The 12,809-nt window shown below is 67.7% G+C and carries 10 protein-coding genes; 3 read left to right on the forward strand and 7 right to left on the reverse strand.

Annotated features, from left to right (window positions below; genetic code table 11):
- Nucleotides 1-99 precede the first annotated feature (99 nt).
- The 7 genes from G333_RS14660 to G333_RS0105820 form a co-directional block, all read right to left on the reverse strand.
- The gene (locus G333_RS14660; protein WP_019627932.1) at nucleotides 100-3,861 is read right to left on the reverse strand and encodes an autotransporter domain-containing protein; all 3,762 of its coding nucleotides are present in this window, start codon (nucleotides 3,859-3,861) and stop codon (nucleotides 100-102) included.
- 149 nt (nucleotides 3,862-4,010) lie between these two features.
- Nucleotides 4,011-5,522, reverse strand: a complete 1,512-nt coding sequence (locus tag G333_RS0105795; RefSeq protein ID WP_019627933.1) for a glycosyltransferase family 39 protein — start codon at nucleotides 5,520-5,522, stop codon at nucleotides 4,011-4,013.
- Nucleotides 5,519-6,199, reverse strand: a complete 681-nt coding sequence (locus G333_RS0105800) for an HAD-IB family hydrolase (protein ID WP_019627934.1) — start codon at nucleotides 6,197-6,199, stop codon at nucleotides 5,519-5,521. The genes G333_RS0105795 and G333_RS0105800 overlap by 4 nt, the downstream gene beginning before the upstream one ends.
- 286 nt (nucleotides 6,200-6,485) lie before the next feature.
- Nucleotides 6,486-7,238, reverse strand: a complete 753-nt coding sequence (locus G333_RS0105805) for an SDR family oxidoreductase (RefSeq protein ID WP_019627935.1) — start codon at nucleotides 7,236-7,238, stop codon at nucleotides 6,486-6,488.
- 5 nt (nucleotides 7,239-7,243) lie between these two features.
- Entirely contained in the window at nucleotides 7,244-8,542 is a 1,299-nt protein-coding gene (locus G333_RS0105810) for an FAD-binding oxidoreductase (protein ID WP_019627936.1), read from the reverse strand.
- Nucleotides 8,543-8,917: 375 nt separating this feature from the next.
- Entirely contained in the window at nucleotides 8,918-9,892 is a 975-nt protein-coding gene (locus G333_RS0105815; protein WP_019627937.1) for a lysylphosphatidylglycerol synthase transmembrane domain-containing protein, read from the reverse strand.
- Complete coding sequence (locus G333_RS0105820) at nucleotides 9,889-10,767, reverse strand: decaprenyl-phosphate phosphoribosyltransferase (RefSeq protein WP_018168629.1); 879 nt, start codon at nucleotides 10,765-10,767, stop codon at nucleotides 9,889-9,891. Before G333_RS0105820 ends, G333_RS0105815 begins: the two co-directional genes overlap by 4 nt.
- 123 nt (nucleotides 10,768-10,890) lie before the next feature.
- Here G333_RS0105820 and G333_RS0105825 point away from each other — a divergent pair, with 123 nt between their 5' ends.
- From G333_RS0105825 to G333_RS0105835, 3 genes are read left to right on the forward strand one after another with little or no spacing between them, the layout of a single operon-like run.
- Entirely contained in the window at nucleotides 10,891-11,403 is a 513-nt protein-coding gene (locus G333_RS0105825; protein WP_018950716.1) for a hypothetical protein, read from the forward strand.
- Nucleotides 11,404-11,442: 39 nt separating this feature from the next.
- Nucleotides 11,443-12,333, forward strand: a complete 891-nt coding sequence (locus G333_RS0105830; RefSeq protein ID WP_018950717.1) for an EamA family transporter — start codon at nucleotides 11,443-11,445, stop codon at nucleotides 12,331-12,333.
- Between the two features lie 56 nt (nucleotides 12,334-12,389).
- Complete coding sequence (locus G333_RS0105835; protein ID WP_018168632.1) at nucleotides 12,390-12,779, forward strand: hypothetical protein; 390 nt, start codon at nucleotides 12,390-12,392, stop codon at nucleotides 12,777-12,779.
- Nucleotides 12,780-12,809 lie beyond the last annotated feature (30 nt).

The raw sequence follows: 12,809 nt of genomic DNA on the forward strand, positions 1-12,809 counted from the left end.
CCCATGGAAGAAGGGGGAACTCGCGCACTGGAAACAGTGTGCCGGAACGTGATCCGGGACACCCCCTCCGGATGGAGGGGGCGCGGCCTGCGAGGAGCCTTACCAGTTGCGCCGGAAGGTCAGGCCGATGGCGTGGAGGTCGTCGGAGGAGGCGATTTCGCCCTGGTAGCCGACATTGAGGAAGGAATCCTCGTTGAGGCGGGCGTCCAGACCGGCGGCGACTCGCACGCGATCCCGGCTGAGGCGGGGACCCTCGATGGTGAAGCGCGTGGACGTATCGGCCGCGAAGGCGGTGTCCATGCGGCTGGAGCGGTCGCCGTGCTCGTGCACCCAGGCAGCTTCGGCGTAGGGGGCGACCTGGCCGCCGGTGGTTTCGAACGCCTGATCGAAGCGCACGCCGGCCTGACTGCGCAGGGAGTATTCGCTCTCACTACCCACGTCGAGATTGCCGGCACCCGCCCCGGATTCCGAGAACCCGCTGCGGCGCAGATACTCATAGTCCAGTCCGCCAAACGGGGTCAGTCGGGCCGTGTCGCCGATCTCGAAGGTGTAACCACCCTCGGCCCGCATGCCCACGCCGCGCGCGGAGTAGTCTGCTTCCGCGGTGCGGCCGACGGTGTCAACGAAGCGCTCGGTATCGGTGCTGTGATAGGCCATGCCGACGCTGCCGCGGGCATACAGGGCATCGCGCTGCCATCCGCCGTAGCCGGCAAGATGGACGGAATCGACGTCGATATCGCCCCCGGCGGTGTCGCCGCGGTTGCGGGTGTATCCCATGGCCGCACCAAGATGGAGTTCCTCGGAAACCGGGGCATCAAAGCCGACGGTGAGGCCGCTGAAGCGGTAGTCGGCGCCGCTGGCGTTGCGGGTGTCGTCGATGTCACCGCGGCCACCTTCGGCATTGACCCACCAGCCCCGCGAGGTTTCCGGGGAGTCGTCCAGCAGCCCCCGGGGCTGTCCGGCGGAGGTGAGCTGAAGGCCGGCGAGCTGCTCCAGGCTGGCGGTTTCGCGCGGGGCCTGCGCGTCCCCGGGCCCGGGCATGCGGCCGGTGAGGCCGGCACGAAAACGCTGGGCGCCCCGCAGGCCGATCTGCTGGACGTGGGTGTGGTCGACGCCGGACAGGTCGTCCAGCGCCGCGCGGGCGTTGTCTTCGTCCATGGCGATGAGTGCATCCAGAACGGGAGACATGTCGGCATTCTGCGTCTGTTCATCGAGGCCGCCCGCTACGGCCCGCTGGTTGCGGGTACGGGCTACATCAACGAAATCCGCCACCTGAGTCAGGGTCAGATAGACCTGATCCGAACCGTAGCCCAGTTCGGATTCCAGAAATGCGAAATCATCGGTGACATCGCCAAACTCGCCGTACACCGCCTGCTCGGCGTTGAGGATCGTGTACGTCGTTTCGGGGTCCCACGTGCTTCCGTCATCGGTGCCGTTTTCGGCGGTGACGTGCACGCTGGCACTGTCGTCGATATGGATGTCACCTTCGACGGTCACGTAATCGTTGTTGACCCCGGCGGTATTGCCACCATCGTTGACTTCCACCCGGTACACCGAGTCCTGGTCCAGTGTCAGGTCGCCGTTGCTGATGGTCAGACTGCCGATGGAATTGCCGGGTGCGAGCATCCCGCGAATGGTGGCGTCGCCATGAACCTGTCCGTCGCCTCCCAGTTGGCCTCCGGATTCGACTTCGAGGCCGTCCTGGCTGGCGAGGGTCCCGTTGACCACCAGTGTTCCCCGCGCATCCGGATCGTCTGCCACGATCACCCGGCGTCCGGCCGAGACTTCGGAATCCGGGGCGATTTCCAGATGACCCCGGCCGTTGTAGCCGACCCTGAGGCTCTGGGATACGATCCACTCGGAGTCCGATCCGGAGACGTACACGGAACCATCACCACGGTCGTTGAAGCCGATCCACCCGCTATCGCTGGTGACGGTCGCTCCGTCTTCGATGTCGAGCCGTGCGGTGCCCGAATTCCCGATGCGCAGAAGACTGCCTACTTCCCAGGTGGAATCGGGGCCCGCCACCCGCCCGCTGGCGCTGCTGCCCGGATGCACCGCGAGTGAGGCCATGGACTGACTTTCGACTTGGGCGCCATCCAGGATCTCCAGCTGGCCGTGGCCGAGGCGCCCGATTCGCAGGGTGTCGCCGGTCTGCAGAATCGAGTCCGGTCCGGTGATGCTGACTTCGCCATGAGAACCGGATTCGTGTCCGATCCAGCTCTCGCCCCCGACGGTGACCCGCCCTCCGTCGCGGACTGCGAGATCGGCCGAGCCATCAAAGCCGATAAACAGCCCGTCGTGCACCGTCCATCCGGATCCGTTGCCCCGGATCGTCGCCGTTCCCCGGGCGCCGTCTTCGATGCCGAGCCCACCGACGATGGATTCCGCTTCACCGCCGTTGCTGAGCTCGAGGTCGCCTTCGCCTCCGATCCCGATTCCCAGGACGGACTCCGTGCCCTGGCCGGTAATCTCCAGCATCGAATCGGACCCGTCGATGACAACGGAACCCTCCGAGCCGGATTCGTCGGCCACAAGGACGCGTTCACCGGCCTCGACCCGAGCTCCGTCAAGGATGTGGAGTGCTCCTTCGCCCGTTTCTCCGACGAAGATGTCGTCCCCCGCCTCCCAGCGGGAACCCGGACCGCGGAGCCGGACGAAACCATCGCTGTCTTCACCGTGGGCAATGTGGCTCATCCCTTCGGTGACCAGTTCGCCACCGTCCAGGACCTCAATCTGGCCACTGCCGGCATCGCCGACGGCCAGGGCTCCCTGCGCGGTCAGGCGAGAACCGGAGTCGGTAATGGTGGCTTCGCCCCGTCCCGAGGCCAATCGACCCAGCAAGACATTTGTACTGTTGACTTCGCCCCCGTTCCGGATGTCGAGGTGGCCTTCACCGCTCCATCCGGCCGTCAGATTGCTGGTGGTCCAGCTGGAGTCGTCGTCGGTGACGCTCGCAGTCCCGTGACCGGTAGCGTCAAAGCCAAGATAGGTATTGCCACTGGTGACTTCACCGCCGTTGGCGATGGTCAACTCCCCGTGACCGCCGCGCCCGACGGCCAGATAGGTCGTGATGTCCCACTCCGCATCATCGACTTCAACCGATCCGCTGGAGCCTTCGTGAAAGCCCACGTCGGCGTCCCAGTGTTCGGCAATGGCTTCGTCGTCCATTTCGAGCGTGCCGGTTCCCGAGGTACCGACTAGCAAGGAGTCCCCGACAAGCGTTGCATCGGTGATCCGGATGGTTCCGTTCGAGTCCGCACTGTTCCCCATGAAGGTGGTTCCCGATCCCTGCTCGAATCGGGCGCCATCCTCCAGGACCAGTGTGCCGGTGCCACCTGCCCTACCCAAATTGAAATTGAGACTGTTGTGCTGCCATTCCGCATTACCGCCGGAGATCACGGCTTCTGCGTCGGCGGAAGGCCATCTCCCGATGTCGACACGGGCGTTGGTGACGACGGCGCCTTCCACCCGGAGGTTCGCGGTTCCCTGGAGGCGGAAATCGTCGTGGGTTTCGAGCGAACCGTCCGTCGTGATTTCCAGCTCTCCGTCAAGGAGTTGAATCCCGTCGGCTTCCGCTCCCGTATCAGCAATCTGTACGCGGTCATCCTCGTCGAGGATCAGGGCCTCGGTGTCAGCATCGGGGGCATCCTGATCCCAGTTACCGTCCTGAAACCAGTCGAAGTTGGCCGCAACGCCGTCGGTCCATTCGGTCTGATCGGCGCCGGCTCCGTTGATCCCGATGGCGAGGATAGCGGGGGCCACCAGTCCGGGGATGGTCCAGTGGCGGCGGGCGGAGGCGCGCGGCCTCAGAGCACGGTAAACGGCATGACTGAGCGGGGTGGGTCGAAATACTGGCATCCTGAGTCTCCCTGGAATCCTTGTGTGAACGAAACACGAAGACCCGCGAAATGGGGCGGGTACAGGGATTCTGGCGCCTCATGGCGCGTCGGGCCCCGTCTGAACGGGGGGGGGCGGGATTTTTGGGGCGCTCAGAAGGCCCCGTGGGGTCACGGGGTGTCGGCGTAGCGCTCGCGGAAGGCGCAGCGGCCGTCGGGGAGCCAGGCGGGGATGTCGTAGTAGCGTTCGAGGGTCGGGCGCAGGACGTCCTCGTGGTAGGCGGCGTAGTCGAAGCCGCGGCCCTCGGCGAGGGTCCAGTCGACGCCGCGGATGGTGACTTCGCGTATGCGCACCTCGTCGAAGTAGGGCTCGACCTGCGCCGGATCCAGCTCGCCGCGGGTAGGGACGTAGAGCAGGTTGGCGCCGTCAAGGGCGCGGAAGTCGGTAAGCAGGTCGTCCTGGCGGCCATAGTGCGAGCCGGGGCCGAAAACCCCGACCTCGCGGCCGGCGTAGTAGCCCAGTACCGCCGAGCGCGAGTAGCTGCGGGTGAAGACGTGCCAGTCCGCGGCGTATTCGCCCACCACCCCGGCCACCGATTCCGGGGCCAGGTAGAACACGGCGTCGGCGTAGCGGTCCTGGCCCTTCAGCCATTCCACCGGCATCAGCGCGAGGGTCAGGATCGCGACGGCGTGCAGCATCGCGAGGGCCCCGGAGAGCCAGACGCCGAGCGTCAGCGAGCGTCGGGCCAGGAACAGCGCGGGCAGCAGCAGGAAGGGCGCGAAGGCGGCGAGCCAGTGCAGCCCGATGCTCTTGAACGGGGCGAGCAGGGCAAACAGGATCAGCGGGATCAGCCCGGCGGACAGGAACACGCCCAGTTGGTACTCGCGGATGCCGGCGGCCAGGGCGCGCCACTGGCGGGCGTAGAACCACAGCAGCCAGGGCGTGAACAGATAGACGAGCAGGATCGCATAGGTGAGCCAGTTGCCCGGATCGAAGCCGCCGTCGCCATGGCGGTTCACGACGTTGAACATCACGTTGTACCAGCAGTTGTCCCAGTTCCAGTACAGGTTGAGGGCGACCGCCGGTACCACGCCGAGGAGGATCAGCAAGAGGCCGCGCCAGTGCTGCCGCGCGAACAGCAGGATGTGCAGCCCCAGCGCGATGCCCAGGAGCACCGCGAAGTACTTGGACAGGAACGCCAGCCCCAGGGCCAGCCCGGCGAGCAGGAAATAGGCCGCGCGCCCGGTGCGCAGCGCCAGCCAGGCGAGGCCGGTGGCGAGCAGGGCGAACAGGATCAGCGGGGTGTCCGTCGCGGTAATGACCGCGATGAAGAACAGCGGCATGAACAGCGCCAGCAGCGAGACCAGGCGCGCCCGGACCGGATCGGTATGTCGCCACCAGAGAAAGACCGCAAGCGCCGGGGCCATGGAGGCGAAGATGCCCAGCGCGCGGATCGCCAGCGGGTGGTCCGACAGCGGCAGGATGGCGCCGAGCCACCAGCCGATCATCGGCGGGTGGTCGTAATAGCCCAGATCCGGGTTATGGCCCCAGATGAGGAAATAGGCCTCGTCGCCGGTGATCGGCAGCGCCCATGCCATGCCGATCTTGACCAGCAGGACGGCCAGCAGGATCGCGCCGTAGTGGCGCGCGAGCCACGGCCACGCGGTGGGTGTCGGTCTCACTCGGGGGTGTCCTTCAGGGCGGGTCCGTGGACGCGCCGGAAGCGGCCCCGACGCAGCCGGTAGCCGCTGCGGGCCAGCTCCAGCATTGGCTGGTCGGCGTCGCTGTCGCCGTAGGCCGCGACCAGGTCCACCGGCTCCTCCGGGGGCAGGGTCGCCAGCCAGGCGGCGATGGCGGCCGGCTTGGCCGCGCCCCGGCAGTTGGTACCGTCGAGGCGCCCGGTCACGCGTTCGCTGTCATCGACCGCCAGGCGCGAGCTGACTACGCCGGCAAGGCCGTGGCGCTCGGCCCAGGGCTGCAGCCAGAGATCCAGCGAGGCGGACACCAGCACGCAGTCATGGCCCGCGGCCTGGTGGGCCTGGAGCGCGCGCATGCCCGCCGGGCGCAGCAGCCGGTCCAGGCGGCCCTCGGCGAACTCGCGGCCCTTTGCCTGCAGGTGGGCGAGGGTCTCGCCGGCCAGCATGCGGGTTAGCACGGCCTCCTTCGCGTCCTGGTTGGAGAGGCGCTTCAGCGCCAGGCCGGTCAGGGCGGGGAGGCAGTCCGGCAGGCGTCGCAGCAATTCCACTGTCCCCAGTGCGTGGCGCAGGAAGGGGAACAGGCTGTCGCGCCGGGTCAGGGTGCCATCAAAATCGAACAGCACGATCTGCCGCGCGGGGCCGGGCCGGGTGGGGGCGGACATGGCTAGGGAAACACTGATCCATGTACACGCTCGCGCTCGAGTCGCTTTTGCGTGCGAACAAGGCGCGGTGACTGCCGTGCAGTCATTCTGCACAAGGGAACCGCAACGCCGTTCCCACGCAAAAGCGGCCGAGCCCCTGCATTCAATCGCTTGTGGGGTTGGCACCCCAGGTTCCCCGATCCTGCGTTGCGGCCCTTGCCGGTAGAACCACTACCGGCTGCGCACCGCGCCTGGTCTCGGCAAACCTGGGGTTCCAACGCGAGTGTGTACATGGATCAGTGTTTCCCTAGAGCTTGAGGCGCTTGAACAGGTATTCGGGGATCAGGCGGATGATGGTCATGATGACCCACCACTTGCCGGGCAGGTAGGCCACGTCGCGGCCACGGTGGATGGCGCGGATGATGCCCCGGGCGACCGTTTCCGGTTCGGCCCACAGGGCGCCGGCGCGGTTGAAGCCCTCGGTCATCGGGGTGCGCACGAAGCCGGGCTTGAGCGTGACCACGTCCACACCGCTGAAGAACAGCCGGTTGCGCAGGCCCTGCAGGTAGATTGCGAGCATGCCCTTCGCCGTGCCATAGGCGTAGTTGCTCTGGCGCCCGCGGTCGCCGGCGACCGAGCCGATGGCGGCGATCACGCCCCGGCCGCGGGCCTCGAAGTCCGGCGCGATGCGGGCGAGCAGGGCGATGGCGCTGGTGCCGTTGACGTGGATCGCCTCGAGGGTCTCGTCCACCGAGGCGTTGCAGGTGGCCTGGTCGGGCAGGGTGCCCCAGGCCAGCAGCACGCTGTCCACCTCGCCCAGGGCCTCCTGCGCCTGTTGCCAGATGGCCGCGTGGCCGTCGATGTCGGCGAGATCCGCCGTGGCGCCGAGGATGCGGGTGCCGTCCGGGTCGTCGCCACGCACCCGCAGGTCGGCCAGCAGGGCCTCCAGCGCCTCGCCGTCGCGGGCCACACAGAACAACCGTGCGCCGGTGTCGACGAGTTCTCGCGCTACGGCGGTTGCAATGGCCGAGGTGGCACCAAAGAGGACAACGTTCTTCATTGGGTTCATGCAGTCACCCTGCGCCAGAAGCCGGAGGAGAATTCGGGGTCCACATACTCGGCGAAGGCCTCCCAGCGGGGGAACCCCTGGCGGAAGACGTCGGTCGGCATGCGTGCGTCCTTCGCAGGGTACAGGGCACCGCCGGCCTCCTGCACGATCGCGTCCAGGCGCGCGAACAGGCGTTCGGTGTCGCGGCCCTTTTCCGGGAAGTCCAGCGCGAGCGTGGCACCCGGGCGCGGGAAGGACAGCAGGCCCGGGGCGGCGCGGTCGCCGAAGGTCTTGAGCACCGCGAGGAACGAGCCCTGGCCACTGGCGGCGATGGCATCCAGCAGGGCCTGCACGCCGTCCTTTGAAGCCGCCGGCGGCAGCACGCACTGGTACTGGTAGAACCCGTTGTGACCGTAGATCCGGTTCCAGTGCCGGATGGCGTCCAGCGGGAACAGCCAGGGCAGGTGATGGACCGCGCGCGGGGTCGCGTGCACCGGCTGGCGGTAGTAGAGGTGGTTGAACGCGCGCAGGGTCAGGCGGTTGACCAGCGACACCGGCGGGTCCAGCGGGATGCTGCGGCGGTGTTCGTGCCAGGCGTCCTTGCGCGGCGCGGTGGTCGCATGGCGCCCGCCGCTGTAGATGCCGCGACCGACCCGGCCGCCGGCTCCCGGGTTCAGGCAGTCGATCCAGGCCACGGTGTAGGGCCACTCGCGCTCGGACTGGGTGTTCAGTTCCCAGAACGCGTCCAGCGAGTCGAAGCGCTGCGACCAGGCGCGCATCCAGGCGCTGCGGATCGGGGCCAGTTGCAGGGTCACGGTCTCGATCAGGCCGGTCAGGCCCAGGCCGCCGACGGTCGCGGCGAACCAGTCGGGTGTGTTCTCGGGGGTGACCTCCAGCACCTGGCCATCGGAACGACGCAGGGTCAGGGTGCGTACATGGTCGCCGAAGCTGCCGGCCTGGTGGTGGTTCTTGCCGTGCACGTCATTGGCGATCGCACCCCCCAGGGTAACGAAGCGCGTGCCGGGCACCACCGGCGGAAACCAGCCGCGTGGCACGGCGAAGCGCAGCAGCGCATCCAGCGATACCCCGGCCTCGGCCGTGAGCTCTCCGGTGGCGGCGTCGAAGGCCACGAAGCGATCCAGCCCCGGCGTGTGCAGCAGCGAGGCCTGGGGATTCAGGCAGACGTCCCCATAGCTGCGCCCCAGCCCGTGGGCGAGCAGCGGGCGCGGCACGTCGGGCAATGCTCGCCCGCGGCGACCGAGCGCGACCTCGGCCGCGTGTTCCACCCGAGGGATGCGGTTCCAGCTGTCGGTCATGCAAGGCCTCCGGCGCCTTTCCCGTACCCGTCATTGCGAGGCCCCGCAGGGGCCGCGGCAATCTCCAGAAGCTGTTCCCGGCATCGGGGGATAACTCGCTGCACTCGCCCTTCGGGCCGGCCTGCGGCCGTTCGACGCGCTACGCGCTTTTGTACCCCGGCCCCTGCGGGGCCTCGCAATGACGGGGTTGTGGAATGTCGGTTGCGCACGACGATGTCGGGATGGCACCAGGAGAATCTTGCGGACCCTGCGGCTCTGTGGCTTCGAACCTGTAGGAGCCCGGCCCTCCGGGCGATTGGGGCATTGGTTGCACCCCATCGGCCAGGGGGCTGGCCTCCTACAGGGCTTCGCCATGACGTGGTGAGAGCGAGGCGCCTACGCATGGTGCTCGTCCGGGTGTTCGCGGCCGTGGGCCTCGGGGTTGGTAGCGAGCGCGATCAGGCCGAGGATCACCGCGAACCACAGGGTGGTGAAGCGGATCAGCATCGTCGCCGCGACCGCGTCGGCTGGCGGCATGTCGGCCCACAGCAGCAGGGCGACCATCACCGCCTCGGTGCCGCCGAGCCCCCCCGGCAGGAAGCTCAATGCGCCCGCCAGCATGGCCAGGGCGAACACGAACGCGGCAAAGGCGAACGTGGCCTCGAAGCCCATGGCGTTGAGGATCCACCAGAAGGCCAGGGCCTCCGCGCTCCAGGCGATCACGCTGAGCACGGTGGCGCCGGCCAGCAGGGCGGGCCGGTGGCAGCGCCGCGCCTGCAGCAGGACGGTAACCAGATGGTGCAGGGTGCGCCACAGACGCTGGCCCGGGCGGTCGCTCACGGTTTGCAGCCACGCCAGCGGCCGGCGCCAGGCGAGCACCACCAGCGCGGCCAGGATGCAGGCGGCACCGATCAGGATCAGCCAGGTGCCCTGGGCGACCAGGGTCAGTCCCAGCATGGACAGCAGCACCACCGCGATCAGGTCGGACAGGCGTTCGGAGACGAACGCCGCGAAGCTGTCGGGGTAGGGTACGTGGCGGCGTTTCAGCAGCACCCCGCGCAGGGCCTCTCCGGCCTTTCCGGGGGTGGTGGTCAGGGCAAAGCCGGCCACGTAGATGTGCAGGCTGGCGCGGGCCGGGACGGCATGGCCCAGGGTGCGCAGGTACAGCTGCCAGCGGGTGAAACGCAGGCTGTAGTTCACCAGTGACAGCGCCAGGGCCAGCAGCAGTCCGCCGAAGCCCACCAGCTTGAGGGCGCGCCAGACCTCGTCCGCACCGGCCCACAGGGCGACCCCGAGATACAGGGCGACGGCCACGATGACCGAGAACATCACCGCGCGCAGGCGCCAGCCGGAGAGCCGTACCGCGCTCATGCGAGTACGGCGATGGTGACCCCGAGCCACACCGCAACGGTGGCCAGCAGGTGGGGGTCGGTGACCAGGTCGCGCGAGGTGTCGTTGCCGCCGCCGCGGGCGTGCAGCAGGAACAGGTAGCGGAAGATGCCGTAGATCACGAACGGCAGGGTGTAGATCAGCCCGTCGGTGCCGTGCAGGGCCATGGTCTCCGCGCTGACGGTGTACAGGCCATAGGCGAGTACCGTGCAGGCGGCGCTGATGGAGGTGAACTGATCGAGCAGGCTGAGGCTGTAGTCGTCGAGTACGCGCCGCGGCCGATCGGCGTTGCCGCGGCGTTCGATGGTGTCGTCGGCCAGCTCCGCGCGGCGCTTGGCGAAGCCAAGAAACAGCGTCAGCATCAGGCCGCACAGCAGCAGCCACTGCGAGGGCTCGATGCCCAGGCCCAGGGTGCCGGCGAGGATGCGCAGCATGAAGCCGGCCGCGATGCTGAATACATCAAGGATCACGATGTGCTTCAGCGACCAGGAATAGGCCACGTTCAGCACCAGGTAGGTCAGGATCAGCGCGATGACCCAGGTACTGACCATCGCCGCGAGGACCAGCGCGAGGATCGCCGCGGTGGCGAAGATCGCCCAGGCGGTGGGTACGCTGATCGCACCGCTGGCGATGGGACGGTCGCGCTTGGTCGGATGCTGGCGGTCGGCCTCGACATCGACGATGTCGTTCAGCACGTACACGGCGCTGGCGATCGCGCAGAAGGCGAGGAAGGCGAGACTGGCCGCCAGCACCGTGCCGGGTTCGCCCCACTCGTGCGCGAACACCACGCCGAGAAACACGAACCCGTTCTTGATGTACTGGTGCGGGCGCAGCAGTTTGATCAGCGAATACAGCATGCAGGCGTCGGTCGTGAAGGTCGTTGCAGTCTACTGACGCACTCGATGCGTTACCATCGGCGGCGCTGAAGCGCGCCCGTGCTGCGCGCTCGATTCCATGTTTCGATTCGCAGGAGAACTGTCATGTCCCGTATCGCCCGATCCTTCCTGCCCGCCGTCCTGCTGGCCGCGGCCGGGCTTGTCGCCGGTTGCATGTCCGGCGGTGGCCCGGAGCCCGAGTTCGCCGAGGGCCAGCCCTTTCCCGAGCGCACCCTGAACGACCAGCACGGCAATCCGGTGGAGCTGCCGGGCGATGCCCGCGTGATCCTGAAGACCGTGGAGGCCGCGCCGGCTGGTGTGGCCAATGCGGTGCTGGATGGCATGGGCGCCGAGGCGCGCGATGCGCTGGGCATCATCTACATCGCCGATATCCACGAGATGCCGGCGCAACCGATGCAGAACGTGGTGCTGCCGCGCATGCAGGCGCGGGACTATTCCATCGTGGTGACCTCCAGCGAGGCCGATGCCGGTTTCCTCCCGCATCAGCGCGAGCAGGTGACCGTGATCCTGCTGGACACCGAGGGTGTGGTGACCGGCGTCGGCCATGCCGGTAGCGAAGAGGCCCTGAAGGACATGCTCGACGGCGCGCACGAGTAAGCTCGCGCATGATGGGTTCGAACCGCGGCAGGGTCTGAGTTGGCGTTCTTTCTGGGCCTGCTGACGGCCCTGGGGTTTGGCGCCGGCGATTTCTTCGGCGGGCTGGCCTCGCGACGCATTCCGGCGCTGGTGGTGGCCTGCTATTCGCAGATCCTTGCGACCGCAGCCCTGTTGGTGATCGCCCTTCCGCTGGCGGGTGTGCCTGGAGCGCAGGCCCTGATCTGGGGTGGGGCCGCGGGGCTTGCCCTGGCGCTGGGCCTGCTGGCGTATTACCACGGCCTGGCCCAGGGTTCGATGGGGCTGGTCGCTGCGGTGACCGGGGTGATCTCGGCGCTGGTGCCGCTGCTGGTCGGACTCGCGCTGGGTGAACAGCCGGGGCTGCTGGCGTTGCTCGGAATCGCCGCGATCGTGATCGCGATCGGGATGATTTCTGGCGGGGCGCGCAAGGCGAGTCCGCGCAACCTGGATGAACCGGTACGTGGCCTGATGGCGCTGGCGAGGGGGGAGCATCCGGTTCGTGGCCTGCTCGACGCGGCGATCGCGGGGGCCTGCTTCGGTCTGATATTCGTGTTCCTCAACGAGGCCGAGGCCGGCTCGCCGCTGTGGCCGGTAGTCGCGACCTCGGCAGTGGGTGCCCTGGCCCTTCTGGTGGTGATGCTGATCCGCCGTCCGCAGCTGGGGATGAGCCGTTCGACCCTGGTGTTGCTGTCGCTGGCAGGTCTGTTACAGGCGGCGGCGACCGTAGCCTTCGTGGTCGCGGTGCGCATGGGCCTGTTGTCGATCATCGCGGTGGCCGGGGCGCTGTCCCCGGCGCCGACGGCGCTGATGGCGCGATTGTTCCAGGCCGAGCGCATGTCACGGGTGCAACTGGCCGGGTTCTTCTTTGCCCTTGTCGGTATCCTGCTCATCGTGCTGGGCGGGCCCGGATAGGCATCGGGCGAGTCTGATAAGTTGGTCCCCGTCATTCACGCCACAGGAGGTGCGAAGTGTCCGAAGATCCGAAACCGGAAGTTGTGCGCAGCGACGTGAGCGAGCCCACGCTCGGCCCGCGCAAGGATGCCACCATGGTCACCGTGGTATACGTGCTTTATCTGGTCAGCTTCCTGACCGCGCTGACCGCCATCGCCGGTCTGATCATCGCCTATATCAAGCGCGGCGAGGCCGATACCGTCAGCGTCTCCCACTTCACCTACCAGATCCGCACGTTCTGGATCGGGCTGTTGTTTGCCGTGCTCGGGGTCATCACGACGCCGATCGGCATCGGCTTCGTGATCTTCCTCGCCCTGGTGATCTGGCTGCTGGTGCGCTGCATCAAGGGCCTGCTGGCCAACAACGACAACCGCGCTATCGAGCAACCTGAAACCTGGCTCTGGTAAACGCCTTGTGTCGTGCCGGAGCCGCGTTCG

It is taken from the genome of Thioalkalivibrio sp. AKL10 (assembly GCF_000381845.1).
GTDB lineage: Bacteria > Pseudomonadota > Gammaproteobacteria > Ectothiorhodospirales > Ectothiorhodospiraceae > Thioalkalivibrio > Thioalkalivibrio versutus.

Excerpts from the sequence above, each read along its gene's own strand:
- G333_RS0105800 (WP_019627934.1), bottom strand. The coding sequence starts at position 6,199 with ATGTCCGCCCCCACCCGGCCCGGCCCCGCGCGGCAGATCGTGCTGTTC.
- G333_RS0105810 (WP_019627936.1), bottom strand. The coding sequence starts at position 8,542 with ATGACCGACAGCTGGAACCGCATCCCTCGGGTGGAACACGCGGCCGAG.
- G333_RS0105805 (WP_019627935.1), bottom strand. The coding sequence starts at position 7,238 with ATGAAGAACGTTGTCCTCTTTGGTGCCACCTCGGCCATTGCAACCGCC.
- G333_RS0105820 (WP_018168629.1), bottom strand. The coding sequence starts at position 10,767 with ATGCTGTATTCGCTGATCAAACTGCTGCGCCCGCACCAGTACATCAAG.
- G333_RS14660 (WP_019627932.1), bottom strand. The coding sequence starts at position 3,861 with ATGCCAGTATTTCGACCCACCCCGCTCAGTCATGCCGTTTACCGTGCT.
- G333_RS0105825 (WP_018950716.1), top strand. The coding sequence starts at position 10,891 with ATGTCCCGTATCGCCCGATCCTTCCTGCCCGCCGTCCTGCTGGCCGCG.
- G333_RS0105815 (WP_019627937.1), bottom strand. The coding sequence starts at position 9,892 with ATGAGCGCGGTACGGCTCTCCGGCTGGCGCCTGCGCGCGGTGATGTTC.